The organism is Paenibacillus hemerocallicola (genome assembly GCF_006265175.1).
Classification (GTDB): domain Bacteria; phylum Bacillota; class Bacilli; order Paenibacillales; family NBRC-103111; genus Paenibacillus_AB; species Paenibacillus_AB hemerocallicola.
Genome location: NZ_VDCQ01000018.1, coordinates 1 through 26,833, shown reverse-complemented (window position 1 = coordinate 26,833; position 26,833 = coordinate 1). Strand labels below are relative to the sequence as shown.

General features: G+C 57.5%; 22 protein-coding genes, 1 riboswitch and 1 other annotated feature. Of the genes, 13 read left to right on the top strand and 9 right to left on the bottom strand.

Going from position 1 to position 26,833, the window contains the following annotated elements; all coding sequences use genetic code 11:
- Nucleotides 1-37: 37 nt before the first annotated feature.
- The 4 genes from FE784_RS14735 to FE784_RS14720 all read left to right on the top strand — a co-directional run bounded on the left by FE784_RS14735 (nt 38) and on the right by FE784_RS14720 (nt 2,620).
- Nucleotides 38-898 carry a class I SAM-dependent methyltransferase gene (locus FE784_RS14735; protein WP_139602970.1) on the top strand — a complete coding sequence of 287 codons (861 nt, stop codon included), beginning with the start codon at nt 38-40 and terminating at the stop codon, nt 896-898.
- Between the two features lie 99 nt (nt 899-997).
- Nucleotides 998-1,426: a GNAT family N-acetyltransferase gene (locus FE784_RS14730; RefSeq protein ID WP_139602969.1), complete on the top strand. Its 429-nt coding sequence runs from the start codon at nt 998-1,000 to the stop codon at nt 1,424-1,426.
- Between the two features lie 10 nt (nt 1,427-1,436).
- Nucleotides 1,437-1,946, top strand: coding sequence for a GNAT family N-acetyltransferase (locus FE784_RS14725; RefSeq protein WP_139602968.1), 510 nt, complete (start codon nt 1,437-1,439; stop codon nt 1,944-1,946).
- 41 nt (nt 1,947-1,987) lie between these two features.
- Nucleotides 1,988-2,620 (top strand): GNAT family N-acetyltransferase, encoded by a 633-nt coding sequence (locus FE784_RS14720; protein ID WP_218103776.1) that lies wholly within the window; start codon nt 1,988-1,990, stop codon nt 2,618-2,620.
- A 43-nt stretch (nt 2,621-2,663) separates the two neighbouring features.
- Here the strand turns inward: FE784_RS14720 and FE784_RS14715 are convergent, their stop codons facing one another.
- The 4 genes from FE784_RS14715 to FE784_RS14700 all read right to left on the bottom strand — a co-directional run bounded on the left by FE784_RS14715 (nt 2,664) and on the right by FE784_RS14700 (nt 6,024).
- Nucleotides 2,664-3,413: an MBL fold metallo-hydrolase gene (locus FE784_RS14715; RefSeq protein WP_139602967.1), complete on the bottom strand. Its 750-nt coding sequence runs from the start codon at nt 3,411-3,413 to the stop codon at nt 2,664-2,666.
- A gap of 147 nt (nt 3,414-3,560) precedes the next feature.
- The gene (locus tag FE784_RS14710) at nt 3,561-4,019 is read right to left on the bottom strand and encodes an NUDIX hydrolase (RefSeq protein ID WP_139602966.1); all 459 of its coding nucleotides are present in this window, start codon (nt 4,017-4,019) and stop codon (nt 3,561-3,563) included.
- Nucleotides 4,020-4,078: 59 nt separating this feature from the next.
- Entirely contained in the window at nt 4,079-5,218 is a 1,140-nt protein-coding gene (locus tag FE784_RS14705; protein ID WP_139602965.1) for an SGNH/GDSL hydrolase family protein, read from the bottom strand.
- A gap of 26 nt (nt 5,219-5,244) precedes the next feature.
- Nucleotides 5,245-6,024 carry a helix-turn-helix transcriptional regulator gene (locus tag FE784_RS14700; RefSeq protein WP_176706223.1) on the bottom strand — a complete coding sequence of 260 codons (780 nt, stop codon included), beginning with the start codon at nt 6,022-6,024 and terminating at the stop codon, nt 5,245-5,247.
- A 372-nt stretch (nt 6,025-6,396) separates the two neighbouring features.
- On the opposite strand from FE784_RS14700, the gene FE784_RS14695 reads away from it, so the two are divergent.
- Both FE784_RS14695 and FE784_RS14690 read left to right on the top strand, forming a co-directional pair.
- Entirely contained in the window at nt 6,397-7,692 is a 1,296-nt protein-coding gene (locus tag FE784_RS14695) for an ABC transporter substrate-binding protein (protein WP_139602963.1), read from the top strand.
- Between the two features lie 69 nt (nt 7,693-7,761).
- Nucleotides 7,762-10,341: a LamG-like jellyroll fold domain-containing protein gene (locus FE784_RS14690; RefSeq protein WP_139602962.1), complete on the top strand. Its 2,580-nt coding sequence runs from the start codon at nt 7,762-7,764 to the stop codon at nt 10,339-10,341.
- 78 nt (nt 10,342-10,419) lie between these two features.
- On the opposite strand, the gene queF is transcribed toward FE784_RS14690, so the two are convergent.
- The 4 genes from queF to queC form a co-directional block, all read right to left on the bottom strand.
- Entirely contained in the window at nt 10,420-10,917 is a 498-nt protein-coding gene (queF, locus tag FE784_RS14685) for a preQ(1) synthase (protein WP_139602961.1), read from the bottom strand.
- Between the two features lie 520 nt (nt 10,918-11,437).
- Nucleotides 11,438-12,187: a 7-carboxy-7-deazaguanine synthase QueE gene (queE, locus tag FE784_RS14680; protein ID WP_246132027.1), complete on the bottom strand. Its 750-nt coding sequence runs from the start codon at nt 12,185-12,187 to the stop codon at nt 11,438-11,440.
- Nucleotides 12,180-12,623, bottom strand: a complete 444-nt coding sequence (locus tag FE784_RS14675; RefSeq protein ID WP_139602960.1) for a 6-pyruvoyl trahydropterin synthase family protein — start codon at nt 12,621-12,623, stop codon at nt 12,180-12,182. Before FE784_RS14675 ends, queE begins: the two co-directional genes overlap by 8 nt.
- Nucleotides 12,620-13,288, bottom strand: coding sequence for a 7-cyano-7-deazaguanine synthase QueC (queC, locus tag FE784_RS14670; protein ID WP_139602959.1), 669 nt, complete (start codon nt 13,286-13,288; stop codon nt 12,620-12,622). Before queC ends, FE784_RS14675 begins: the two co-directional genes overlap by 4 nt.
- A gap of 136 nt (nt 13,289-13,424) precedes the next feature.
- Nucleotides 13,425-13,468: riboswitch (PreQ1 riboswitch) on the bottom strand.
- 174 nt (nt 13,469-13,642) lie between these two features.
- Between queC and FE784_RS14665 the strand changes: the two genes are divergently transcribed.
- Entirely contained in the window at nt 13,643-14,500 is an 858-nt protein-coding gene (locus FE784_RS14665) for a GNAT family N-acetyltransferase (RefSeq protein ID WP_139602958.1), read from the top strand.
- Nucleotides 14,501-15,516: 1,016 nt separating this feature from the next.
- Here the strand turns inward: FE784_RS14665 and FE784_RS14660 are convergent.
- Complete coding sequence (locus FE784_RS14660) at nt 15,517-16,335, bottom strand: helix-turn-helix domain-containing protein (protein WP_176706222.1); 819 nt, start codon at nt 16,333-16,335, stop codon at nt 15,517-15,519.
- Between the two features lie 140 nt (nt 16,336-16,475).
- On the opposite strand from FE784_RS14660, the gene FE784_RS14655 reads away from it, so the two are divergent.
- The 6 genes from FE784_RS14655 to FE784_RS14625 all read left to right on the top strand — a co-directional run bounded on the left by FE784_RS14655 (nt 16,476) and on the right by FE784_RS14625 (nt 26,352).
- On the top strand, nt 16,476-17,744 hold the full coding sequence (locus FE784_RS14655) for a sialidase family protein (protein ID WP_139602956.1): 1,269 nt from the start codon (nt 16,476-16,478) through the stop codon (nt 17,742-17,744).
- A gap of 109 nt (nt 17,745-17,853) precedes the next feature.
- Entirely contained in the window at nt 17,854-19,179 is a 1,326-nt protein-coding gene (locus tag FE784_RS14650) for an ABC transporter substrate-binding protein (RefSeq protein WP_139602955.1), read from the top strand.
- 91 nt (nt 19,180-19,270) lie between these two features.
- Nucleotides 19,271-20,212, top strand: a complete 942-nt coding sequence (locus tag FE784_RS14645) for a glycosyl hydrolase family 28-related protein (protein WP_139602954.1) — start codon at nt 19,271-19,273, stop codon at nt 20,210-20,212.
- 1,001 nt (nt 20,213-21,213) lie between these two features.
- Nucleotides 21,214-23,454 (top strand): FAD-dependent oxidoreductase, encoded by a 2,241-nt coding sequence (locus FE784_RS14635; RefSeq protein WP_139602953.1) that lies wholly within the window; start codon nt 21,214-21,216, stop codon nt 23,452-23,454.
- Nucleotides 23,455-23,916: 462 nt separating this feature from the next.
- Nucleotides 23,917-24,148 (top strand) — a binding site (T-box leader).
- A gap of 53 nt (nt 24,149-24,201) precedes the next feature.
- Nucleotides 24,202-26,070, top strand: coding sequence for an arginine--tRNA ligase (locus FE784_RS14630; protein ID WP_139602952.1), 1,869 nt, complete (start codon nt 24,202-24,204; stop codon nt 26,068-26,070).
- A gap of 45 nt (nt 26,071-26,115) precedes the next feature.
- Nucleotides 26,116-26,352: a hypothetical protein gene (locus tag FE784_RS14625; protein ID WP_139602951.1), complete on the top strand. Its 237-nt coding sequence runs from the start codon at nt 26,116-26,118 to the stop codon at nt 26,350-26,352.
- Nucleotides 26,353-26,833: the final 481 nt, after the last annotated feature.

Below are 26,833 nucleotides of genomic sequence, written 5' to 3'. Positions count from 1 at the left end.
CGCCTCGAGCGAATATAGAAAAGGTGAACGACCAACGATGCGACACGGGAAGGACAAACGCGAGTCGAAAGGGGAGAGACGCTTGAACGAGTGGGGCCATTTGACCGAAGCTTCGAAATCGAGATGGGAAGACAATGCCGGATATTGGGACGATTACATGGGAGAGATGAGCAACCGGTGGCATCGCGAGCTGATCCGGCCGGCGACGGAACGCTTGCTGTCCGTACAGGAAGGACAGATGGTGCTGGATATCGCCTGCGGCAACGGCAACTTTTCGAGAAGGCTCGTCGAACTGGGGGCCAACGTCGTGGCGTTCGATTACAGTCCCACGATGATCGAGCGGGCGGAGCGGCGGTCGCAAGCTTATGCGGACCGCATCGAGTTCAAGGTGGCCGATGCGACGAGCCGCGACGATTGGGAGAGGCTGGCGGCCGAGGGGCCGTTCGACGGCGCCGTATCCAACATGGCTTTGATGGACATTGCGGATATCGCTCCTCTGGTACAAGCGCTCCGGCAATGCTTGAAGCCGCACGGAACGTTCGTCTTCTCGATCCCCCACCCTTGCTTCCGGCCTCCGGGCGCGAGACAGGCGTACGAAACGGAAGACCGGGAGGGCGAGGTCGTATCGCGCAGCGTCGTCCATATCGCGCAGTATGCGACGCCGGGATCCTATGAGGCTATCGGGATCCAAGGACAACCCGTTCCGCATTATATGTTCCACCGCTCTTTATCGAGCTATATCCGATTGTTCGGTTCGTCGGGGTTTGTGCTGGACGGTATGGAGGAGCCGACTTTCCGGAAAGATGAAGGCGGCGGCCTCGGCAAGTTCGAGTGGGACGAAATTCCCCCCGTTCTTGTTATGAGATTCAAGAGAGACGCATGCGCGACAACCGATTAATACGACGGGAACGCATCGCTGCGGTATAGAGATGAAGGACATGACGGCGGTCGGCCGTTAACGATCCAAACGACACGAACATGATAAAGGAGGAATCCGATGCTAGTCGACGTGAAACCCAAGCTGCGCGATGGCGCGGTCCAGGAGCTGATCGGCCAATCCGTCTTTCCGGACCCCGAACGTCTGGAGCAAACGATCCGGACCTATGAAAAGAATGACAGCCATGAGCTGTATGGCGCCGAAAAGGATGGCTCCGTTATCGCGGTAGTCGGAATCGTCATGGACGAAGAAAACCGTCTGGAAATCATGCATATTGCCGTGCACCCCGATCATCGGGGAAAGGGGTACGGGAGAGAGCTCGTCCTGGCCTTGATCGAGTTGAAAAATCCGCAACGGATCGCAGCCGAAACGGACGACGAGGCGGTCGATTTCTACAGAAGCATCGGCTTTACGATCGAGAGCCTGGGCGAGAAATATCCCGGCGTCGAGCGGTTCAGGTGCACGTACGTTACGGAACCGGAAGATTGAGGAGGCGGCTATGGCGGAGGAGAAGCAAGCTGGCGGATTCAAGATCGAACAGGTTCGGGAAGATACCCGGGACGAGGCCGCGCAACTGATTCTCGAAGGCTTGAAAGAGCATTTCGGCTTTCTGGATACTGCGCTTAATCCGGATTTGCGAGATATTATGGACAGTTATGTGTCTGCGGGGCATATTTTCCTCGTAGGCGTCTTGGACGGCCGGGTCGTATGCAGCGGCGCCTTGCGGGAAGTGGACGGGCATACGGGGCGGATCGTGCGAATGTCGGTGCGCAAAGCGTTCAGGAGAAACGGATATGCGAGTCTTCTGCTCGCCACGCTGGAGCGAATGGCGTTACAGAGAGGATACTCGACCGTCATGCTCAAGACGATCCATCATTGGTCGGATGCGGTAGGGTTCTATGAGAGAATGGGGTATGCTAGAAGCGGGCTGGAAGGCGAGAGCGTGACGATGGCAAAACGGCTGTCGGCCGATAAAAGCTCGATAGCGGTGCGCGGTAAGCTGATCTGAACGGAGGACCAGAATCGTCGCAAGGAGACATATGGCGGCATATGTCGGCCGTCGGATTCATGGATCATGAAGGTAAACATTCGAGCGGAAAGAAGGCGGTCAAGATGCTGGACAAAAGCTTGGACTATTGCAGGATTATCATGAAGCGCGCGGCGGGCGCCCCGATCCCGCGGGCCGAGCTGCCGGAAGGCTATACGTTCGTCATGTACCGGGACGGAGATGCCGGGGCCTGGGGAGAAATCGAAGCGTCCGTGCTGGAATTCGATCATGCGGAAGAAGCGGCGCAATACTTTCAAACGAACTACGCTCCTTACGACAGCGAGGTTCGACGCAGAACGATGTTTATCCAGAGGGAGGACGGCAAGAAAGTAGCCACGTTTACCGCTTGGTGGAATTATACGGGCAGCCGCCGCTTTCCGTTCATGCATTGGGTGGCGGTGAAGCCCTCGTATCAGGGACTTGGACTCGGCAAAGCCATCATCGCGAAGGGCGTGAAGCTGATGGTGGAGCTGGAGGGAGACTGCGTCATGTACATTCCGACCCAGACATGGAGCCACAAGGCGATCAAGCTGTACCGCTGGGCCGGCTTCGAGCTGGAGATGGACGAGCCGGAGGCCGGCGGAGTGATGAATCAGACGCGGCAGGCGTACTCGCTGATCAAGCACTTAATATGAGCGGCGGCCGAAAGGCGCGGGGCGGTATATATAGTGAGAGAGTCTATTTGCCGATAATTTGAGCGAGCCGCTCGTTGGCATTGCCCCGGTACACCCCTCCGTGGTAGCAGATGACAGTCTCGATATCGTAGCGGAGAAGCCGGTTCAGCGATTGTTTGGCCAGCCCGATGTCATAGGCGTGCTCGGGTGTTGGGCCGTACAGCTGTCCTTCCGAGACGATCAGGGCGTCCGCGGCGATCAACGTTTTGCTTGGCCCATGGTACAAGCTGATATGGCCGGGAGTATGTCCGGGCGTGCCGATAACCGTAATGCCGCCGCAGTAAGGCAGTTGCTGCCCGTCGGTCACCGTGCGGCTCACATTGGCGCGGGGCGGGTGCTCCAGCGTATGCTTGAACGCTTGGCGCCATTCGTTCGGCACGTCAGGCGGCAGCGCCACCACCGCTTGGGCTATCGCTTCCGGAGACAGCTTCACAAGCGGCCTCTCGCCTTGAATGTACGGCTGTTCGACAGCGCTGGCCAATACCTCGATTGCTTCGGACGTACTGTCCAGCAGGGCGGGGAGCGAGCCGATATGGTCCAAATCTTGATGGGTGATGATGATGTGCCCGAGCTTCCGGCCGGACAGTCCGACGTCCGCAATTTGCTCTCGGAATTTGTCCGATTGCCCGGGATAGCCCGTATCTACCAAAACCATTGTTTGCGAATCCCATAGAAGCGTCGGATATATCGTGTCCGTTCTTCCCAGCATGACCGTAGAAATGGGCAATGCCGCTATTCCGTTCGCGATTTGCATGGATAACCCTCCCTATTCGTCGGCATCGCGGCAGCGCGCGATAGCCGCTTTTTTTGGTAGCATACCAAAATGCAGAGGGATTTGTAAATAGTAAAATATTATATTATAACACAAAAATAAATATTTGTCAATATAAAAATTAGGCGCCTATAAGGGCAATCGGGAGAGAAAACGGTCCAAGATCAGCTTGTGGCTTCCCACGATTTCATCCGGCAGCCCGTCCAGCGGAAAGTACCGAAAGTCCATCGATTCCGACCGGTCGACGATCAATTCGCCGCGCGCTTCTCTGGTGCTGTAGGCGATCGTAACCGCATAAAACTCGTCGCCGTTCGGAGCGGTCATAAAAGTCCCGGGACCGGTGAAAACGTCAATGAGCCGCAGTTCCCCGATTTCGAGCGAAGTCTCCTCGTATACTTCTCTTCGCGCCGTATCTTCCGCCGATTCCCCCAGCTCCATCAAACCGCCGGGAAAGGCCCACTTCCCGCGGGGGTGCACCCGCTGCTGCAGCAATAGTCGATTATGCTCATCCATGATGACGACAACCGCTCCGACCAATATTAACGGCCGATGTCCCACGATAGCCCGAAGCTCCTCGATGTATCCCATTTCCTTCACCCTCCTAGTCGCATGCCGCGATCGTTCAGCCTAGTGTATCAAATTGCGTCCTATTCCAGAATAAACCCTCTGAAATCCGCCCTCGCCGACTCGCCCGAGAACGCTTCAAGCTTGTATAGCCCGAACTCCAGCCGGCCCACAATCGTTTCGGCCCCCGTCAAAGCTTGCAGGATTCCGTTCACCAGAACGTAAGTATTCGCGGTCTCTTCGGATTTATAAGCTTTCAAGGTCAGCCTTGTCCTCGAACCGACAAATACCCAGGCGGACATCAATTTTTTGTCGGCCGCATCGTCCTTCGTATAGTCGACGTATACTTTGAAGCCGTCCGCCGTCGGCGAATCCGGCATCGTCAGCCAATCTTCGGGCACGCTGTCGAACACCTTCTGGCTCGAATAGTCGATCTTGGTATAGCTGTCCGCTACGATCGTTCGAGGAGACAGCTGCGAGAAAATGAACTCCGCCTCCGCCTTGTGGCCGATATCCCCGAAATGAAGCTTGTCCGATATGATACGGCCGAGCGGGATCGAGGAATATTGCAGGAACAGCTCGGTGAACTTGTTCAGGTCGATCAGCTGCAGGCCGTACTGGGCCGCCAGCTCCCGCTTGACCTCGTTGGCGACGGAATGAATATGCTCGCCCGTTCTCATCGGATACGCGTCGGCGTATTGGGTCAGCACGCCCGGCTCCACGACGGCCTGGGTCGTGAGCAGAAACGGCTGGATTCCTTTGGAGCAGCACCAGCCTATCATGTGCTTGACCGCGTTCTTGAAGCCGTCCCGATACGCCTTCTCGTTCGGGTAGCCGAGCCGGTCGTTAATGCCGAAGCCGATCCCGACCATTTTCACGTCGCGGTAGGCGGACGTTTCGCCGAACTCCTCCTCCAGGACGGTGACGGCCCATTTCGCCGTTTGACCGCTGAAGCCGGCATTGTAAATCCGCAGAACGGAATTGTTCGTCGCTTGCCGCAGCAGGCCCTCCAAGATTCGCGAGAAAGCGTTGGGCGATACATTGTCGGCTCCGGGCGTATTGCGTACCCAATCCGTCGTATTGGAGCCGTCCACCGTACTGTCGCCGAAAAAGGCGACGGGAAATTTGCCGCCGGCAAGCCACTCCGTCCAAGCGTCGTTAAACGTATACAGGGGATCGCGAACGGGGATGCCGTCCGATCCGATAACAGGTTCGATAGCCATTGCAGGCGCCTCCTCGGGATGTCGTGCTAGGATGAAGAGCTGTACAAGGTGTTGCTGTACCGGTTTTGCCGGAAGGAGAGGGGCGTCTCGCCGATCTCCCTCTTGAAGAGGGTGCAAAATTGCCCGTCATTGGAAAATCCGCACGCGTTCGTGATCGACGATAAAGGCAGGTCGGTATGGAGCAGCAGACTGCGCGCCCGCTCCAGCCTCCGATCGATCAAATATTGAATCGGGGAAAGACCGAACCTCGCCTTGAACAAATGGCGGAAATGGTCATAGCTGTAGCCGGACAGATCGGCGAGCTCCTTGACCGAAATTTTCTGATTGAAGTTTTCGTCCATAAACGTCCGGGCATAGACCAGGTTGTCTTCCGGGCGGCCGGCTTCGCACGAAGCGACGTTGCGGAGATGCTCGATCACCATTTCGCTGATGCGCAATTGGAGCTTCTGGTCGTAATAAGCGGGCTTATCCCGCAGCTCCGCCATAATGTCGACGAGCGCAAGAAGGATCGGGGAAGCCGACGAGTCCCGGTACAGCCCCGGCTGCAAGACGGGCAGCTCGCGGCTCGCCAGACTGAAGCCGATGCAGATGACCTCGGTATCCTCGTCGCGGTATTCATCGTGCGGCATGGCGGGAGATATGACGGCATACGTGTTCCGCTCATAGCGGTATTCGGTACCGTTCAGTCGGGTCAAGCCGCTTCCCGTCTCGTAATAGACGAGCTCGTGGCAGCGATGCTGATGCAGCCGCATATACGTGCCGGCGATTCGCGACCGTTTGAACGTAAAATCGACCTGTGCCAGCATGAATGGCTCCCCCCGTTTCCCTATGCCGACGCTTCGCCGCATTATTGCCGTTATGTTCATTATAGCCGCCGGAGCCGCATGTTCAAGTGTTTCCCGGATCCGTTCCGATCGGTTGCAACAATAGCCGAATCGTATAATGATACCGCCGAAATGTGAAAGTTTGCCCTTCCGGGGCGCGGTAGAATGGCAGGGAATAAAGTGTGGCGCGCACACTGGAGGAGGCGAGCTTATTATTATGCGGTAAGCGGCAGAAGACTCGCGAGGGAACCGGGCGGTACGTTCTTTTTGTATCGAGAACGATGTTACGAAATGAAGAACTTGAAGCGGCGATCTACGCCAGTTTCGTAAACAGAATGAAGGGGGAACGCATGTATGCGGAAATGGGGAATCGGCTTGTCGACACTGCTGGTGGCGGCGTTCATGGCGGGTTGCGGCGGTAAGGAAGACGGGAAAGAAGCGCTAAAGGCGGCCGATCAGCCGGTCACCTTGTCCGTTTTCTTCAAGTGTTTTCAAGTGACGGACGAGGAGTTTGCCAAGTTTTACGTCAACCCGACGAGCAAAAAATATCCGCACATCACCTTGCAAAACGTGGCGTGCACCGGGCCGAATCAGTACAAGGACATGATCGTGACGAACAGCTTGCCGGACATTATCGTGGACGGGGTGACGAATCTGCGCGATCTGGTCGATGCGGAAATTCCGACGGATCTGAACGAGCTGATCAAGCAGCAGCAGTTCGACATCTCCTCGGTGAACAAGCAATCGATCCAATTCGTGAAAAATTTCGCCAAAAACGGCGAGCTGTACAGCCTGCCGATTACGCTCAACACATTCGCCACTTACTACAACAAAGACGTGTTCGACATATTGGGCGTGCCGTATCCGAAGGACGGAATGACTTGGGACGATTATGCGGGACTGGCGAGGAAGCTTACCGTCCAGAAGGACGGCATCCAGTATCTCGGGCTGCAGCTCGGCGCGTTTAACCGCTTACCCTCACAGCTGTCCCTGCCTTACGTCGACTCGCAGACCGGCAAGGCCACCTTGCAAAGCGAGGGCTGGAGAAACGTGTTCGAGACGTGGAAGACAATCCACGACATTCCGGGCAACCGGACGCCGGAGGCGAAAAATTTGTATTCCGGACGAAACCGGTTCGTTCAGGATAAAAACGTGGCCCTGTTCCCCGATATCGCCATGCCGGAAGGCAGCCTGATCGAATACGAGAAAAGCGGCGGCAAATGGGATATTGCCTCGTTCCCGGCGTTCAAGGAAAAAGCGAAAGTCGGAGTCGGCGTGTTCGCCAACGGCATGTCGATCCCGAAGACGAGCAAAAACAAGGAAGCCGCCTTCCGGGTCATCGCCAATCTGCTGTCCGAGGAGGCGCAGTCCGAAGCGGCGAAGAACGGCTGGATGCCGATTCTCGACAAAGCGGACGTGCAGCAACATCTGCTCGCGAATTCGGCCTTGTACAAAGGGAAAAACGTCAAAGCCTTCTACTATAACGAGCTGGCGGCGCCTTATCCGTTAACGAAATACGACGCGATCGCGACGTCCAAATATACGGAAGCTTTGCGCCAATACGTGTACGGCTCCAAGGATTTGAACACGGTGCTCCGGGAGACGGAGGAAGCGACGAATAAAGCGATCGACGCGGAAAAAGCCAAATAGTACGGAAACGCAAGTAACGCAAGCGCAAGTAACGCAAGCGGGCAATATTTCGACGAGCGGAGGGCGAGTATGATACGCGCACCATTCAAGTGGCTTGCCATTATCGTTGTGTGGGGGTTGATCTTCATGGCGGTTCCCGTCACGAGGACGGATAAGTTTCAAGCGGCCGCGGCGTCGGCCGACGGCACCGGGTATGCCCAAACCGTCGTATCGGAGGTGAAATTCATCGACGCCTCCGGGCAGAGCTACTTGGCTTCCCCCAGCCTGGTCCGGCTGGATGACGGAACGCTGCTCGCCTCGCACGACTATTTCGGTCCGAACGCCCCGAAAAAGACGACGTCCGTATACCGCTCGAGCGACAACGGATCGACCTGGACCGCTGCCGCTACGCTGAACGGTATCATGTGGGCGACTCTGTTCAAGCACGGAGAGGTCGTATATTTGCTGGGAACCTCGGGTCCGATGGAATCGATCGTCATCCGACGAAGCGCGGACGGAGGCGTCACATGGACGACGGCGGCGGATTCGGCCAGCGGTCTCCTCTTCCCGGGAGGGACGAATATGCCCTCCGCGTACCATACGGCTCCGACTCCGGTGCTGAAGGCGAACGGGCGCATCTATAAAGCGTTCGAGAGCAATACCCCGTACGTATGGCCGGAGAACTTCAAGGCGCTTGTCATATCCGCGCCGGACGACGCCGATCTGCTCGATGCGGCCAACTGGACAATCACGAATGAAATCGCTTACAATCCGTCCTGGACGCCGTCGTCTTGGGGCAGCACCGACCCGGGCTGGCTGGAGGGAAATGCGGTACAGGCTCCGAACGGGGAAATATGGAACGTGCTGCGCTTCAATTCCGCCCCGATGGTGGACAAAGCCGCCATCGTCAAAGTATCGGCGGATCATGCCGCCGTTTCGTTCGACCCGGCGACCGGATTTATCGATTTACCCGGAGGGATGAGCAAATTCGGCATCCGCTATGATGAAGGAAGCGGTCTGTATTTGTCTCTGGTCAACGACAGCACGTATCCTTCCAAGCCGAGTCAAAGAAATGTGCTGTCCTTGTACGCTTCCGCCGATTTGCGCCATTGGGAGCTTGTGCGAAGGCTGATCACCGACGATTCCGGCCTGTCCATGCTCGATTCGATCGACAAAGTCGGTTTCCAGTACGTCGATTGGCAAATCGACGGCGACGATATTGTTTATTTGTCCCGAACTTCATACGGCGGAGCCGACGATTACCATAACAGCAACCGGATTACGTTTCACCGGTTGACCGGCTTTCGCAGCTTGCTCGATTCGCCGGCGGGCTATTGGAAGCTGGACGAGAACGGAGGCTCGGTCGCCACCGACAGCTCGGTTTACGGCAACGTCTACGGAGCGGTGTACGGAGCCTCGTGGTCTCCGGGATATATTGGCAGCGCGCTAAGCTTCGACGGCGTCGACGATTACGTCGATTTGGGCCGGAGCATGACGGGACGGCTGGATGGGGCGGCCGCGTTGACGATTGCAGGCTGGTTCAAAGCCTCTACTCTGCCGGCGTCCGGGCAGGACGGCAACTGGCTGTTCGGCACAGCGGTCGGGCCCGGTCTGGCCGGAGCCGAAGCGTATATGCACGGCAATTACATCCGGATCGGCGGCAGAAGCGTATCGGGCGAAAGCTACCGGTATAAAGATTTTGCCTTCTCCTCCGCAGGCGAGTGGCATCATGCCGCCGCCGTGCTCGATTTCGCCAAGGAAGAGATCCGGCTCTTCCTGGACGGCGAAGAGCGCCGGCCGGTGCAGCCGGGAGCCGTCGGCTTCGAGTCTCCCGTATACGAGCCGTCGCCGTCGGGCTCCTCCGATGCGATAGGGCGAAGTCCCGCGGACGGCGGATATTTCCACGGCATGCTCGATGAAATCAAACTATATGGTAAAGCGCTTGCTCCCGCGGAAGTGCGCAACCTTGCCTACGACGGGCTGGAAGGGTATTGGACATTCGACGGGCCGGATGGCCCGCATGCTCTCGACGCTTCGAAGTACGGAAGAGACGCCAAAGTGATGGGTGCTTCCCGCGAAGCCGGCGAACAAGTCGCGAGCGGGGAGCAAAGCCAGGACAAGGCGCTTCGACTGGACGGCACGGTCGACTACGTCGATTTGGGCTATGACGTCGGAATGGCGTTGCGAGGCTCTGCCGGGATCACCGTGGCCGGGTGGGTAGAGGCGAAGGCGTTGGCCAATTCCACGGCGCATTGGCTGTTCGGCACGAGAATCAACGGCACGGCGGCGGGAGCGGAAGTGCTCATTTACGGCAATGCCGTCAGGGTAGCGGGCAGAAGCTCTGTCGCCGACGGCTACCGCTACAAAGAATTCGCTTATCCGGACGGGGAAGAACGGCACCATCTCGTCGCGATTCTGGACTATGCGGGCAACCGGATCGCGCTGTACGTCGACGGCGTCGAGCAGACCGCCTTGTCGGGTACCGCCAACTTCGGCAGCCGCACGTACGCTCGGATGCTCCCGACCCAGAGGGATGCGATCGGCAAAAATCCGGCCGGGACGGACACCGGCTTCCTGGCGGGCGTTATTGACGACGTCATGGTATTTTCCAAACCTTTGACGTCGGTTCAGGTCGAGCACTTGTACCGGGTGCGGACATCGCCGGATTAAGAGGAGCGCGTCGCACCGATCGGCAAAAAAAAGGCAGCCCGGAACGCCTAGGTCGCGTTCCGGGCTGCCGCCATGTGTTTACCGATTATCCACTTTCTCCGGATACAGATCGTGGTTCAGCAGACGGTGCTCGGCCATTTGCTCGTATTTCGTGCCGGGGCGTCCCCAGTTGCAGTACGGGTCGATCGAGATGCCGCCCCTCGGCGTGAACTTGCCCCACACCTCGATATATCTCGGCTCCATCAGCGCGATCAAATCGTTCATGATGATGTTCATGCAATCCTCGTGGAAGTCGCCGTGATTGCGGAAGCTGAACAAATACAGCTTGAGCGACTTGCTCTCCACCATGCGGCGGTCCGGAATGTAGGAAATATACAAGGTCGCGAAATCCGGCTGTCCGGTCATCGGACACAGGCTCGTAAATTCGGGACAATTGAATTTGACGAAATAGTCGCGTTCCGGGTGCTTGTTGTCGAACGTCTCCAACACATCCGGCGCATATTGAAACCGATAGTCGGTCCCCTGATTGCCGAGCAGGGTGATGCGTTCAAGCTCATCCTCCGTTCTTCCTGCCATATCGTCTCCTCCTTATAAATGACCGGTGAATCTGTCGAATGAACTGCAAAACATGGCAAAACATACAGTTATTTGGGTGGGAAGCTGCCCAGTCTCGTTGTTGACTGGAAAAAGTACAGTTATTTCCGCTCGTTTTCGACCATTTATCGGTCTGGCGGTGAATTAGCTTCATATTTTGAGGCTGTTGAAAAAGTCTGCAAAGAGAGGAAGCGCCGGAGACAAGAGGTGGGGGAATGCGCTTCACATCCGTTAACATCGTGTTGTTTTTAAGATTTTAGCGGTTACAACACGATTGTAAAGTCAACCGCTTCGCTTTCCGCACACTCCCCCCACCTCTCTTTGTATTCCAAATCTCTCTTTTTGACTTTTTCAACAACCTGATATTTTCCATTTATTTTAACATATTTTGATTTTTTATGAATTTAACTACTTTTTTTACAGTTATCTTTTCGGATGCCAAGCTTCGCATCTACTCGTCAGCCATCGCAAGGACGCTTCGCGAGAGTCATCTACCGGACCTTCAGACGCCTTTTTTGTTGCCCCATACCCACGTGTGCAGCTGGGGGAGCACGTGCACTTGCTTCAGCCCGGTGTGCGCCATGACGCGATCGATGAGCCATTCGTACCGTTCCAGCAAATACGGAAGCAGCCGTTCGGGCTCGGTTTCCGACAGCCGGCCGTTGCCCGCCTGCGCGTAGAACGGAACGTGCGGATACCGTTCATGGACTTCGGCGGCGTATTGCAGATCGGCTTCGTCGAAGACGACTATCTTCAGGCTGAACGATCGATTCCGCTCCGTCAGTTTGGCCACGATGTCGTCCAGTACGGGCCAGTCCGTTTCCATGCGGGAGCTGGGCGGTTTGGGGGACAAGGTCAAATCGTCGATATCCCAAAACCAGTTCTGCCAGCGGCTGCCCTGCGTCTCCAGCGCAACCCGGATCCGCTGCCCGTGCAGCAGTCCGATCAGCTCGCCGAGCTGCGGAAGCAAGGCGGGGTTGCCGCCGGAGATCGTCGCGTGCGCGAACGCCTCCCCGCCGATATGCCGCATTTCCGCGTAAACGTCCTGTGCCGTCAGCAGACGAATATCCGCTTTGCCGCTGCCGTCCCAAGTGAAGGCCGAATCGCACCAGGCGCAGCTGTAATCGCAGCCGGCCGTGCGGACGAACATCGTTTTTTGCCCGATGACCATGCCTTCTCCCTGAACGGTCGGACCGAATATTTCGATAACGGGGATGGGGCGGCCTTCCGTCATGCCGCTGTTCTCATGCATGGGCGATACCCGCTTTCGGCCGATAGATGCAGTAGCTGGTCGGCGTTTCGCGCAAATACACCTGAAGGCAGCGTGCGCGATTTTCCGTTCCGTCCAAGTGCCGCTGGACGATTTCGCAGATCGTGCGCGCGACCGCTTCCGTCGTCGGAAACCGGTCGGGCTCGTCGGCGCTGAAGCTTTCGGTATCGTCGTTCAGAACGGAATGGTCGAACCGTTCGTGGATAAGCTGCTTCAGTATCGCGAAGTTCACCAGAAAGCCGGCCGAATCGAGCGTGTCCCCGGCAACCGTAATATTCGCGAAATACGTATGGCCGTGCAGCTTACGGCACTTGCCCGCTTCCTCGGCCGGAACGTAATGGGCGGCCGCGAATTGCATATCCTTATTCAATTCGTACGCATACGAATGACTCGCTACAGGGTAAATTTGCTGCATCATGGGGAGCATGCCTCCCGTCCGGACAAGGCCGAATAGTCGTCGAGCCCTTTGCGGCGCAGCCGGCACGCCGGGCATTCCCCGCAGCCGTCGGCCACGATGCCGTTGTAGCACGTCAGCGTCCGATTTCGGACGAAATCGAAGGCGCCGAGCCGGTCCGCCAGCTCCCACGTCTCGGCTTTATTCAGCCACATGAGCGGGGTATCGATGACGAACGGATAGTCCATGGCCAAATTGAGCGTAACGTTCAACGATTTGACGAAGACGTCCCGGCAGTCGGGATAGCCGCTGAAATCGGTCTCGCACACGCCGGTGACGATATGCTTGGCGCCGATTTGCTTGGCGGCGATGGCGGCGAAGGACAGGAACAGCAAGTTGCGCCCGTCCACGAAGGTGGTCGGCAGCGAGCCTTCCCGCTGCTCGATCGCGATATCGTTCCGGGTGAGCGCATTCGGCGCGAGCTGTCCGAGCAACGACATGTCGAGCACATGGTGCTTGACGTTCAGCTCTCCCGCGATCGCTGCGGCGACCTCGACCTCCAGCTTGTGCCGTTGGCCGTAATCGAACGTGACGGTCTCCACCTCGTCGAATCGCTCCATTGCCCAGAACAGGCAGGTCGTGCTGTCTTGACCGCCGCTGAATACGACGACGGCTTTCGTGTTGTTCATTCGAGCATCTCCCTCTCTTGTCGAGAAGAACGAGATCCGTACGGCGTTTCCCTATTCAACCAAAGAATCGGCGCGAGACGGACTTGCCGCTTCGCGCCGAACGCAAAAACGACGATACCGGGAACGGGGCCATCGCTTTTGTATAGTTTTTTATAGAGGGAGTTCGCGAACCTCTCCCGGAGCGCCTCTGTGCGGAAGCATTCGTCCGGAATTCTTCTTTAGTTTTTCTCACGTACTATAGCACAGAAGCGGGCGGTTGTGAATAGGGGGCTTTTGGATTATATTTGCATGCGCCGGAAGGAAATCGGATGCAAGCTTCGAACAAATTAGGTCAAGGCCTAAGGAGGGATCTCGGTGAAATTGCGGCAATTCGACAGTGCCCGGACGTTTCTCGAACGGACCGGTCCATTTCTCGAACGGAACGAGGCGGGCAACAATTTGCTTCTCGGCTTGGTTCATATGCTGGCGCAGCAGGAGTCGAAGGGCGACAGGGCGGCGAAGGCCGTCATGGCCGCGGTCGAGGACGATGAGGGGAGCTTGGTTCTTGTCATGCTCCTGAACTCGCTCAATATGATCGTGGCCGGGGAAGAGGAGGAGCCGGAGCTCGGGCAAGCCGTCCGGTTGGCTGCGACGCATCTTACGGAAGCGGGAGCGGAAGTCCCCGGCATAGTCGGACCGCCGGCAATCGCCGGTCAGTTGGCAGGCATATGGGCATCCGCCAAAGGCAAGACGGCTTTCGTCAAAATGAATCAGCGCGTGTACCGGCTCGACGAGGCGAAGCCGATTCCGTACAGCTCCGGAAGGATCAGAACGGCCGATGCGGGCGATCTGGAGCTGGTAGCCGACTGGATTCACGAATTCGCCGTATCGATCGGGGAGAACGTAAGCCGGGACGACGCGGCTGCCAAGGCGAGCGAGAACATCCGGAGCGGATCGTTATTTTTGTGGGAAGACGGGCGTCCGGTCAGCATGGCCAAGAAAACGCGGCCTACCCGCAACGGCATCGTCCTCAGTCTCGTATACACCCCGCCGCCATACCGGAATAAAGGGTACGCCTCTTCCTGCGTCGCTTCGCTCAGCCGGCTGCTGCTGGACGAAGGCTACCGGTTTTGCAGCCTGTACACCGACTTGTCCAATCCGACCTCTAACGCGATCTACGCGAAGATCGGCTATATTCCGGTGCAGGATTCGGTGATGTACCGGTTCAGGTGACGATGAGACGAGAATGGACGCTGTAAGTCGTTAGCCTGGCGAATCGTTGTCATAATCGGGCATTTTGTCCGGCGTCGGCTCGGCGCTTGGAGTGGGGCATCGGGGCCAAATGACTTCCGTCACCGTGATGGGGAGGGGAGCGTTGCGCTCAATCCGATCACTACGATGCGTCGCCGCAGCTCGCGCTTGGGAGCTGCGCGGGTTGGAAATCGAATTAACTGTAAATCATGCAGTAATTTTGGGCGAAAGGCTATATTCTTGCTGCTGTCAACTGGAAAAAGTACAGCTATTTCCACTGAAATGGACAATTTAGCAGGATCATGTCGATTTAACTGCATGTTTTCCATTTATTTCACCGGATATCGCTTGAATTGCCGAATTAACAGCATGATTTACAGTTAGCGCTTAGGGGGGCTTTTTGCGATATGCACTGCTCGCCTCCTAGGGGTAACTTTATTTAGTGCGCAGTAACCGAAAGCTCCGCCGCCGTACCTGATCCATCGGTGCAGAGGTGGGGCATGTTACTTGTGTTTGTGCGCATATCTTCGTGCGGGTCCTAACGCTGTCATGCGTCGCCGCAACGCTCGCTCGGGAGCTGCGTGTTTGACTTGGTCCTCTCGATAATCCCCGCCCCATTTTCACGGTACTCTCTTCGCAACTGTATCGCACCCTCGCCGAATGTTCATCTTATCGGATAACGACGGACTTTTACCGGGCTTATTAGCCGATTGCTCTGACCTTCCCCCAATAGCGTTGACTGTAACCCCTTGCTTGTTATGGAATTCAGCAAAATGCGAACGACTCCCCATTATTAGCCGCCCGCCGGAACCGCCTTATCGCTTAGCACCGCACCGCAACACAGCCCCCGGCGTACGTTGCGGCACCAAGCGACAGCTCGATACGCATACGTTCCACGCTGGAACGGTAGAAGCGGGGGCTTACCGCAGCATACCCGGCTTGCGATGCGGCTCGCATGACCGTTGTCGACCAACTTGCGGAAGCTTTCCTCCGGATGATTACATTTGGTGGGTGCTGCGGTATACGGATGGGCTTGTCTCGAATTTTTTGGAAAATACGCGGCTTAAATAGAAGCCGTTCTCATAACCGCACTGCTCGGCTATATGATCGAGCGGATAGTTCGTCTCGAGCAGCATTTGCCGAACTTTGTCCAGCCGCAGCGTCACGACGTAGTCTGTCGGCGTTTTGCCGAAGCGGGCCTTGAACCTGCGGGTAAATTGCACGGGGGACAGTCCGAGCTCGGCCGACAGCAGCTTCATGCTGAACCGGCTGTCGTACGCGCGCGCTTCAAGCAGCCGCAACGCCTGCTGCATAAGCGGGTCCGACGGCTTGCCCGTATTTCGGACAGCCTCCGCCTCGATGCAGTACTGCAGCCATATATCGTTCAGCAGCAAATTTTGCCGGCGGCGATGAAGCTTGTCCCGCTTCGGCCAAAGACCGAGCAAATATTGATAGCTCGACGTCATCCGGCGGCTGTCGCGGAGCGTCAGCTTGCCCCGGGGGATGAGCCTGAGCATCGATTCGTCCTCGATCGCATGCTGCGGCTCGGGCAATGTCCATCGGAAATGAATGACGAAAAACGACAGCGTCCGCACCACTTCCCGCCATAACGGTACGCCCGGAGGGCATAACACGACATCTCCGTTCGTTGCGCTTCCTTGCAAGTGGCCGATCTTGAAATCGAAGCTTCCCTCGCACACCGCAAACATGACCCATGCCGGATAGACGTCGATCTCATTCAAGAAACGTTCCTTCCGATCCCAGTACAGAACATGGACGAGCTGGGGAACCACGTCCGCCGGACGATACGGCTCCATGCGACGGCCTCCCTTGAAATGGAGTATATGGTCGATGATAAACAATTGCATGGGAAAAGTAAATTGAATTTACTAGGCTGGAAGTAGCCCATTATCGAACGATAACAGGGCAAATCCAAGGCAAGGGAGGAGCGGAGGAATTGGAGGATCGGGTCGGACAGTTGGCTCGCGAATACGTTACGGTGTACGAATCGCCGGACCCCGGGAACGTTTATGTATACAGCCCCGGATTAGCGGTACTGCCGAACGGAAGGCTGGTCGCCACGCTCGATATGAGCGGACCGGGAATCGATGCGATACCCGGCGGGAAGCGGATCATAGAGGGAGGCAAGCCGTGGCTCGGCAAAGTGTTCGTCTCCGACGACAAGGGCCGAACGTGGCGGTATCGGACGGATTTTCCCTTTATGCACGCCAGACCTTTTACGGCCGGAGGCAGCTTGTATGTTTTGGGGCACTGCCATGATTTGGCGATCATCCGGTCCGATGACGGCGGCGATACGTGGAGCGAGCCTGTCTTGCTGACAAAAGGGCAAATGTGGCATCAGGCGCCGTCGAATGTGCATTACGCCAAAGGAAACGTGTACTTGGCCATGGAGCGGAACGTGCGGTCGGGCGGAGCGGGCTGGCCCGTCGCAGATATGGCTCCCGTGCTGCTCAGGGGACGGCTGGATGCCGATTTGACCGAGCGGGGCAACTGGACGTTCGCCTCCGAGCTGGCTTTCCGGGATGCGGTGCCGGAGGATGGGCTGGATTATTTCGGAGTTCCGTTCTATAAGGTGGAGCCGGACAAATCCGCGCGGATCGCCCCCGGCCGTTCGTGCGCCCGCATGGGCTGGCTGGAGACGAACGTGGTCCGCTTCACCGACCCGGACCATTATTTCCATGATCCGGACGGGAACACCTTCCATCTATGGATGCGCTCTCATACCGGCGGTACCGGATTTGCCGCTGTAGCGAAAGCGGTAGAGCGCGAGGACGGCACGATCGTTACGATGCTCGAACGGGCGCCATCGGGGAAAGCGTTCACCTTCGTTCCTTGTCCGGGCGGGCATCTGAAGTTCCATATCGTATTCGACGAGCGTTCACGCCTCTATTGGCTGCTCGGCTCGCAGGCGACGGACAGTATGACGCGGGCGGACCGGCTGCCCGATGACCGGTACGGCCTCGGCAAAAACGAACGGCATCGCCTTCAGCTGCACTTTTCGCGAAATTGCGTCGATTGGTGCTTTGCCGGACTTATCGCCGTCGGGGATACGCCGAGGCAGGCCCGTCATTATGCGAGCATGGCGATCGACGGCGAGGATCTGCTCGTATTGAGCCGCTCGGGAGACGAGCGGGCGAAGGATGCGCACAACGGCAATTTGATTACGTTTCACAGAATCGCTAATTTTCGCCGCCTAAGCTACTGAGGGGCTGTTGCGCAATTGCGGCTCCAGTATTCGGCGGGATACCGTGCATGGAAAAGCGACGGTGCCCGGAAGAATCGAGGCGTAACTCTTTTAACGAGGCAATTTATCAATGATCAACTATACAAAGGGGGACCCGTCCATGCGCAAGGCTGCCGTATGCATGGCTGTTGCAAGCATAATGCTTTTGTGGGGCTGCTCGGGCAACGGGCAGAGCGGTTCGACGGACAATAAAGCGAGTAAGGAAAACGCCAAGCCTGAGCCGGTCGCGCTGACGTTTTATTCCAAGCTGACGCCTGCCGAATTCGAGAATTATATCGCCCGGCACGTCAGAAGCAAATTTCCTCATGTCACGCTGCAGCAAGTGGAGCAGAAAAGCGCCACGATGCAGGACCTGATTACGGCCGGGAATGTGCCGGACATCATATGGGAAGGCGTCACCAACCTTCAGACGCTCACTCCGCTGAAGGTGATGGCGGATTTGCGGCCGTTCGCGGAGAAGCACAAATTCGACTTCGGGAAATACCGGGACGGGGTCGTGGACAACGTCAAATCGTATGCGGAGAACGGCGAGATCTACTATTTGCCGTTTAACGTATTCGAATTCGCGCTGCATTACAACAAAGACGTGTTCAATAAATTCGGAGTTCCTTTCCCGAAGGATTATATGACGTGGGACGAGGCGATCGCCCTGGCGGGCAAAATGAATCGCCAGGACAACGGGGTCCAATACGTCGGGATGAGGCCGCCGCTCAGCACGAATCGGATGCAGATGCAGCTGTCGCTTCCTTATGTCGATCCGAAGACGGGCAAAGCGGCGATCCAGACCGAGGGCTGGAAACGGCTGTTCGGCACGATCCGGAGCATGTATCCGGGCCCTTCGACGGTACGTTCCTTCTTCGATTACAGGGACGAGTTTCTGAAGCAGCGCACGGTCGGCATGCTGCCGGACATTTTACAGCTGCAAAATTCGGATATGACCGGGTTCGAGAAAGAAGGACTCGATTGGGACGTCGTCACTTACCCGGTGTTCGCCGATAAACCGAAGGTCGGGGCGGGGTTGTTTTCAGACGGCATGGTCATCTCGGCCGGCTCCAAGCACGCGGACCTGGCTTTCCAAATCATTTCGTTCGTCAGCACCGATCCGGAGGTGCAGCTGCAGGCTACCCGGGACGGACGGGTGACGGCATTGAAGGATCCGCAAATATTGGGCCGTGCCTTCGAGAACAACCCGTCGGCTTCCGGGAAAAATTTGAAGCCAATCTCCTCCTTGAGCTATCCGGCCGCGTTCCCTATGTCCGACTTCGATCGTAAAGGACTCAGTGTCGTCGAGTCCAAGCTGAAAAATTACGCAGCCGACAAAGGAGACGTCAACACGCTGTTGAGGGAAGCGGAGGAGCAACTGGAGAAAGCGATCGCCGAGTTGAAAAGCCAATAACCGGCTATGGACCGGCACAGACGGGGCGGTTTGCGAAAACGCGGGCGGCCGTGAAGGCGCCCCCGATCCTTTTCGAAAGCGGGTGCGAACGATGGACAAGAGGAACGGAAAGACGGAAGCGAACGAACCGAACGAACCAAATCCGAACGAACCGAATCTGAACAAACCGAATCCGAACGAACCGAACGAACCGAATCTGAACAAACCAAATCCGAACGAACCGAATCCGAACCGGCCGTCCCAGACGATCAGCCGGAGGAAAATGCTCTCGGTGCTCGGCATATCGGGAGCGGCGCTCTTGACCGCCGGAATGTCGGCGAAAGATTCCTCGGGCTATTCGGTTCAAGGTGCGGTATATGGCAGTCCGGAGGATGACGATTCGTCATGCTGCCTGCGGATGACGACCATTGCCGAACTCAGGGGGATGACCGGTCCGATCGGGGACTTGTTCTGTTATGTTGTCGATCGCGGCTGCGAAGGGCAGTTCTACTACGACGCGTCGGACACGGCGACGCCGGATAATACAGGGCTCGTGCTAGTGTCCGCCTCTGGCGCGAGGTGGAAACGGGTTCACCAGGGGGAGATCAGCATTGCCTGGTTCGGGGCGGTCGGGGACGGAGCGACCGACTGCACGCGTTCCATACAGGCCGCGCTCGACACCGGACTGCCGGTATTTTTGCCGGCCGGCGCGTACGCCATTACGAATACGCTCCGGGTCAAGGCGAACGGACAACTGCTCCGGGGCGGCGGACGCTTCGCCACGATCGTGAGAAACGCGTCAAACGCGAGCCCGCTGCTGCATTTCGGAGACAATACGGACCCGACGACGACCGGCTACGCGCTTTCCTGCGCCGCACGGGACTTTACGCTCGAAGGCAATGCCCTCACGACCGAGGGCGTTGCCTATTGGGACCGCAGGATGACATTGCGACATGGGGAGGCGCCTCCCGCGCCTGCCTGCTGGAAGGGCTGCGCGTGTCGGGAGTCGGGAACGGCCCGGCGCTGCGAGTATCCGCCTGGACCCCGACCGTAACGGGCTGCGAGTTCTGGAACAGCAAGCAGGGCATCAGGATCGGACAGCAGGTGTATGCCGGTCGGTTCATCGCCAACTATATAAGCGGCCATGCGCAGGAAGGCATTTATTGCGACGTTCCGGCCAGCAAAGCGTCGGCGCTGCTGTTTACCGGCAATGTGATCCAATGGTGCGGCAGCGCTGCGGGGATGATCGTGCTGTCGGGAGGCGGGGCATGGACGTTCCTGAATACGTATGTGGAAGTGCCGAACGCCGGCTGCAACGCCGTATGGGCTTTGACCAATCCGTGCACGAACGTCACGATCGACGGCGTTCATTTCAGTACCGGAACGGGTGAAAGCGCCATTGATGTCGTGTCTACCGAGATCAGGCTGTGCACCGTCCGCGGCCTGCAAATTTTCGGGAACGTCCGGCGCGGGGTGCTCGTCACCGGCACGCTGCCGATTACGACGATCGACAGCGTCAGACAGCCTTCGGGCTCGAGCAGCGTCGCTTTGATCGACGATCAGTCGACCCGCAAGCAGACCTTCGTGAACAATGCCACTACCGGAATCGAGACGGGAGCGGTCAAAATCAAAAGCTTGACGTCGTTGAACGCGATTACGACCTTGGATACGGCCACCGGTCAAACGCAATGGTTCGTGAAGGACGGACGCGTTTATTTCGGCGGCGATACGACCGCTCCCAACATCGGCGTTTCCGGATCGTCCCTCTCGGTCCGTGAAGGAACGGCGGAAGGGTTTCTGAAAGCGGCGGGCGTACTGCTCGGCGCGGACAATATCGGGATACGGTACGGCACGGGCAGCCCGGAGGGGGTCGTGTCGGCTCCCGTAGCGTCGCTATATTTGAGAGCGGACGGAGTGCCCGGCGCGACGCTTTACGTGAAAGAGAACGGTGCGGGAAATACGGGCTGGGCGGCCAAATGAACGCAACGAAAGGAATAGGAGTCCTTCCGGCGGGAACATTGCGTCGGTCGGATGCATAAGGCATGGAGGAGAGAAATGAGAGAAGAAACTGTACATTCCGATGTGACCGTCATCGGGGGAGGCTTGGCAGGGGTGTGTGCGGCGGTGGCGGCTGCGCGACTCGGCAGCCGGGTCGCGCTCGTCCAGAACAGGCCCGTGCTCGGGGGCAATTCCAGCAGCGAAGTCCGCGTATGGGTCAGCGGAGCCTCGGCCAGCGGCACTCACCGGTATGCGAGGGAAACCGGAATTATCGGGGAAATGCTGGTGGAGAACCAGTTCCGCAATGCGGAGGGCAATCCTTATTACTGGGATCTCGTCGTGCTGGAAACGGTACTGGCGGAGCGAAATATCCGGCTGTTCCTCAATACGGACGTGCACGAGGTGGAGGCGGACGGAACGGCCGACCATCGACGTATCCGCTCCGTGACCGGATGGATGAGCGGTTCGGAGCGGAAGCTGCGTTTCGAGAGCGGTTTGTTTATCGATTGCACCGGCGACGGGCTCGTAGGCTTTTTGGCGGGAGCCAAATACCGCATCGGTCGAGAAGCGCGGAGCGAATACGGCGAAGCATGGGCGCCGGAGCAAGCCGACGAGATTACGCTCGGCAGTACGCTGCTGTTTTACACGAAGGATGCCGGGAAGGCTGTCAAATACATTCCACCGTCGTTCGCCAAAAATATAGCGGAGACGCCGATCCCTTTGCGACGTATTATCCGCACGGGAGATTCCGGCTGCCATTATTGGTGGATCGAGTGGGGCGGGGAACTGGATACGGTCCACGATAACGAGCGCATTCGCGACGAGCTGTGGGCCGCCATCTACGGCATATGGGACTATATCAAAAATTCTGGCGGCTTCGAGGCGGAGGCGTTGACGCTGGAATGGGTCGGAGCGGTTCCAGGGAAGCGGGAATATCGCAGGTTGATCGGCGATTACGTGCTGACGCAGAACGATATTTTGGGCCAGGTTCCGTTCGACGATCGGGTCGCTTTCGGCGGGTGGTCGATCGATCTGCATCCGTCCCAAGGGATGTATGCGGCGGAGAGCGGCTCGAAGCATTGGCATGCGGACGGCAATTATCATATTCCTTTTCGCTCCCTGTACTCGGTCAATGTGGAAAATATGCTGATGGCGGGACGCAATATCAGCGCTTCGCATGTCGCATTCGGCACAACCCGGGTGATGGCGACATGCGCCGCCATGGGAGAAGCCGCAGGGACGGCGGCGGCTCTATGCGCGAGGAACGATGCGACTCCCCGCGAGCTTTACGGGAACCGGCTGCCGGAGCTGCTTCAGACGCTGCTTCATCGGGATGCTTCTGTCATCGGCTTGGTTAACCGCGATCCTCGCGACTTGGCACGACGCGCCGTCGTGAGGGCGTCCAGCACGCTGTCGGCCATCGCGGTCGAGCAGGCCGGGGAGCACGTGCCGCTGGATGCCGACATCGGTATACTGGTGCCGGTGGATCCGAGTCTCGGCGATCTGGAGCTGCTGCTCGATGCCGCGAAAGACACGACGCTGCGTGTCGAGCTGTGGGAAACCGGGCGGCGCGAGAATTATGTGCCGTTCCGGAAAATAAGCGAGGCTTCGGTCGAGGTTCGCCGAGGGAGCCTGCAATGGGCGGCCGTACCTTTGTCATGGAAGCCAGTCGAGCCGCAAAACGGCTTCCTGATCGTCAAAGCGAATGCGTCGCTGAAGCTGTGGCAAGCGCATTCGCCGCTGACCGGCGTGTTATGCTTCCGCAAAACCGAAAGGCCGAACGGAAACAAACCGGTGCAGCCGGTTACCGAATGGAGAATGAAAAGCTTCGTCCGCAAGCCGATTTGCTTCCGCCTTCGCGGGGAGACGCAAGCCTACGCTCCCGGTAAGTCGATCGACGGAGTGAACAGGCCGTACGGCGGCCCGCACATGTGGATTTCCGAGCCGATGCGCGGCGGGCGCGAGGAATGGCTGGAGCTGGAATGGAACGAGCCGGTTTCCGTCCGGGAGATCCATCTGACGTTTAACGACGATGTCAACGAATATTTGATCAACCTGCACTACATCGTTACGCCGTTCGAGACGATGCCCGAGTTGGCGTCCGACTACCGGGTAGAGGCGTTCGTTGCCGGCGAATGGGCCGTGCTGCACAGGGAATCCGGGAACCGGAAAAGGAAGAGGGTGCACGTCGTGGCCCCGGTTGCAACGACCCGTCTTCGAGTCGCGATCGAGAGGACAAACGGGTGTCCGCGCGCCGAATTGATCGATATCCGGTTATATGACCGCGAGACCGATTAGAGCCGGTTAAGGTCGAAACCGACCTTATTCCGCGAAAAGCGCACCTCTCAGGCACGAATAGTGCTTATTTCAGCACTGCGTGCCGGCTGAGGCGGGGAGTAGCAGGGAATAAGGTCGAAACCGACCTTATTCCGCGAAAAGCGCTCCTCTCGGGCACGAATAGTGCTTGTTTCAGCACTACGTGCCGGCTGAGGCGGGGAGTAGCAGGGAATAAGGTTGAAACCGATCTTATTCCGCGAAAAGCGCTCCTCTCGGGCACGAATAGTGCTTATTTCAGCACTGCGTGCCGGCTGTGAGGCGGGGAGTAGCAAGCCGCTCGCTGCGGACGGAGGACGTATGGTGCTGATCTCAGCAGGGGGACGGTTAGCTCAGGAACAGTTGGTTCAAACATAATTCAGACTGTTAATAGTTGACAATGCTGAACGTTTGCTGTATAAATGACAATAATCGTTTTCCATACAGCAAGCGTCGAAGAGCGGGACAGTAGTTCGGGATGGACAGTCGCAGCGAGCCGGGGGTGGTGCAAGCCGGTACGGATGTCACGAATGAAACGGCCCCGGGAGACGGTTCGCCCAAACCTAGTGAAGTAGGCGAATCCGGTCGGAAGACCGTTAACAAGCAAAGCGGCCGGCTTTCTCGGAAGTTGCGGCACATGGAGTGGTACCGCGGGACCTAACGGGCTCTCGTCTCTTATATAGAGACGGGGGCCCTATTTGCATGTAAACGAATATAACGGGAGGCGAACGTATGATCAGAACGGTGATTGCGGAAGCGGTAGAGGACATATTGCGGGATATCGCGGGGGAGACCGGCATGAGGCAATCCGAAAGGGTCAACGTCGTCGTCGAGCATCCCGCCAATCTGCAGCACGGGGATTATAGCGTCAATATCGCCATGCAGCTGGCCAAGCAACTGAGAAAACCCCCGCTAGTCATCGCGGGCGAGATCAAGGAGCGGTTGCAGCGGCATCCCGGAATAGCCGCTTTGTTCGGCCGCGTAGAGGCGGTCGCCCCGGGGTTCGTCAATTTTTATTTGGACTGGGGCAAGTGGGCGGCCTATACGGACGCCAAGCCGTTGAAGACAGCACGCGGGATGTCGTCAAAGGTGATTATCGAGCATACGTCGATCAATCCGAACAAATCGGCTCATATCGGTCATTTGCGCAATTCGTGCATCGGCGACACGTTGGCGAGAATGCTGCGGGCGGCCGGACATCCGGTAGAGGTGCACAACTATATCGACGATTTGGGCAATCAGCTGGCCGATACGCTTGTCGGCATACATCGCGTCTCGGCTGATCAGCCTTATTCACGGTTCGGCGATTTTTGCTGGGATACGTATGCGGGCATCAACAAGGCATACAAGCAAAATCCGGAGCTGCAGCACGAACGGACCGCCATTCTTCACGGCTTGGAGAAAGGGACCGGCAGTACGGCGTGGCTCGGCTTGCTCGTGGCGGAGCGCATCGTCCGGGAGCATATGGAGGAAATGAAGCAGTTCGGAATCGGATATGACGTGCTCGTATGGGAGAGCAGTATCGTCCGCGAAGGCTTTTGGACGCAGGCGTTCGAGCTGCTGAAGACGACCTCGGTTTTCCGGCAGGAGACCGAAGGAAAGCTGGCGGGCTGCTGGGTATTGAAGCAAGCCGAAGATGACGACGGCGTTGGAGACAACCCGGAGCATCAAGCGGATAAGGTGCTAGTCCGTTCGAACGGCGTCCTGACCTACACGGCCAAGGATATCGCCTACCATCTATGGAAATTCGGGGTGCTGGGCAAAGACTTCCGTTACCGAAAGTTTGCCGATCGGCTCTGGTCGACGCACGAGGGCGGCGTCCGGAAGAAGCGGATCGGGCAAGCCGATACCGTCATCAACGTGATCGACCACAGACAGGAATATCCGCAGGCGATGGTCAAGCAGGCGCTGCTCGCTTTGGGCTTCGCCCGGCAGGCGGAGCGTCTGAGACATGTCGGCTACGGCGTCGTATCGCTCAGCCCGAAGACGGCCGAACGACTCGGCGTCGACATATCGGACGGCAAAGCCTCGTATCCGATGTCGGGAAGACAAGGAATCGGCATCAAGATCGCCGAGCTGCTCGACCGGATGGAACAAGTGATCGAGGGCAAGCGTTCCCGCAAGGCCGGACTTTCCAGTCTGGCGATCGCGGCTGCTTCGATCCGCTACTATTTGCTCCGATTTCATCTGCAGACCGAGATCGTGTTCGATTTGGAGCAGGCGACGGAGGTGTCCGGCAATACGGGCGTATATTTGCTCTATTCGTACGCCCGCGCCTGCAGCGTGCTCGACCGGGTGGAGCAGCCTCTTTCCGGCCCGCCCCGTTTCGAGACGTCGACCGCTCAGGAGTCCGCTCTATTGAGACAGCTGGCCTATGGGCCGGAGACGCTGGAGGCGGCGGTGGCGGAGCTCTCCCCGCACCGGCTGTGCGCTTACGCCTACGAGCTGACGAATTTGTTTAATCATTTTTATGCGGTATGTCCGATTTTGAAAGCGGAGGGCAGTACCCGGCACGACCGTCTTTGGCTGACAATGCGGTTCAAAGCTACGCTGCGCGAAGCTTTGGATGTGCTTGGGCTTCCGGCTCCGGGGAGAATGTAATATGGATCAATAAAGAGGGAATCCGCCGCGGATTTCCTCTTTATTGTGCGACAGCAAGATGATTTGGCTCAGCCGGTTTACGTGGCCGAGCCGTTTACGAACCGTTCCGGGGAGTGGGCTTCCGTATCCGACGGGATGAATGGCTTTCGCCGAATACTGGACGGCGCGGCCGACAATACGGATGTGGATCGGCTGTACTTTATAGGGAGGCTGCGCTCGATTCGGGGGCTGAGACGTAGCGGGAAGCGCTTGAGTCCGGAGCGCTCGAGTCCGGAGCGCTAGCTTTTGATCGCAAATGGAAAACATCCAGTTATTTTGATGATTGCGGAGCCATTATGCCTCTACAACTGGAAAACGTACAGTTATTTTTATTGCTTAATAGCCCTTAGGCTTACTGGCGACGAAATAGCTGTACGTTTTCCAGCTAACATTGGTTTTCCGCAATCGGGGCTGTGTTTAAATGTATGTTTTCCATTTATTCGTTTGCGCATTTCGAGCATAGGGCCGTCATTCCTCTCGGCGGATACGTGGGCGCCGTTTTCGATCCGAATGCCGTGACTTCGGCTGTTGATGCCACCGATGTTCTCGTCGGTTACGATTCGAACGCCATTGGCCGTATTAGCTGCGCGCCGTAATATAGGGAGGTTCGCTGGAGGAGCTCGGCTGGAGGAAGTTTGATGGAGTAGGCAGTCTTGAGTGAGTAGGCAGTCTTGAGTCTGGAGTAGGTAGTCTTGAGCCTTGAGTAGGTAGTCTTGAGTCTGGA

Excerpts from the sequence above, each read along its gene's own strand:
- FE784_RS14735 (WP_139602970.1), top strand. The coding sequence starts at position 38 with ATGCGACACGGGAAGGACAAACGCGAGTCGAAAGGGGAGAGACGCTTG.
- FE784_RS14730 (WP_139602969.1), top strand. The coding sequence starts at position 998 with ATGCTAGTCGACGTGAAACCCAAGCTGCGCGATGGCGCGGTCCAGGAG.
- FE784_RS14725 (WP_139602968.1), top strand. The coding sequence starts at position 1,437 with ATGGCGGAGGAGAAGCAAGCTGGCGGATTCAAGATCGAACAGGTTCGG.
- FE784_RS14720 (WP_218103776.1), top strand. The coding sequence starts at position 1,988 with ATGTCGGCCGTCGGATTCATGGATCATGAAGGTAAACATTCGAGCGGA.
- FE784_RS14715 (WP_139602967.1), bottom strand. The coding sequence starts at position 3,413 with ATGCAAATCGCGAACGGAATAGCGGCATTGCCCATTTCTACGGTCATG.
- FE784_RS14710 (WP_139602966.1), bottom strand. The coding sequence starts at position 4,019 with ATGGGATACATCGAGGAGCTTCGGGCTATCGTGGGACATCGGCCGTTA.
- FE784_RS14705 (WP_139602965.1), bottom strand. The coding sequence starts at position 5,218 with ATGGCTATCGAACCTGTTATCGGATCGGACGGCATCCCCGTTCGCGAT.
- FE784_RS14700 (WP_176706223.1), bottom strand. The coding sequence starts at position 6,024 with ATGCTGGCACAGGTCGATTTTACGTTCAAACGGTCGCGAATCGCCGGC.
- FE784_RS14695 (WP_139602963.1), top strand. The coding sequence starts at position 6,397 with ATGCGGAAATGGGGAATCGGCTTGTCGACACTGCTGGTGGCGGCGTTC.
- FE784_RS14690 (WP_139602962.1), top strand. The coding sequence starts at position 7,762 with ATGATACGCGCACCATTCAAGTGGCTTGCCATTATCGTTGTGTGGGGG.
- queF (WP_139602961.1), bottom strand. The coding sequence starts at position 10,917 with ATGGCAGGAAGAACGGAGGATGAGCTTGAACGCATCACCCTGCTCGGC.
- queE (WP_246132027.1), bottom strand. The coding sequence starts at position 12,187 with ATGCATGAGAACAGCGGCATGACGGAAGGCCGCCCCATCCCCGTTATC.
- FE784_RS14675 (WP_139602960.1), bottom strand. The coding sequence starts at position 12,623 with ATGATGCAGCAAATTTACCCTGTAGCGAGTCATTCGTATGCGTACGAA.
- queC (WP_139602959.1), bottom strand. The coding sequence starts at position 13,288 with ATGAACAACACGAAAGCCGTCGTCGTATTCAGCGGCGGTCAAGACAGC.
- FE784_RS14660 (WP_176706222.1), bottom strand. The coding sequence starts at position 16,335 with ATGGAGCCGTATCGTCCGGCGGACGTGGTTCCCCAGCTCGTCCATGTT.
- FE784_RS14650 (WP_139602955.1), top strand. The coding sequence starts at position 17,854 with ATGATCAACTATACAAAGGGGGACCCGTCCATGCGCAAGGCTGCCGTA.
- FE784_RS14645 (WP_139602954.1), top strand. The coding sequence starts at position 19,271 with ATGGACAAGAGGAACGGAAAGACGGAAGCGAACGAACCGAACGAACCA.
- FE784_RS14635 (WP_139602953.1), top strand. The coding sequence starts at position 21,214 with ATGAGAGAAGAAACTGTACATTCCGATGTGACCGTCATCGGGGGAGGC.
- FE784_RS14630 (WP_139602952.1), top strand. The coding sequence starts at position 24,202 with ATGATCAGAACGGTGATTGCGGAAGCGGTAGAGGACATATTGCGGGAT.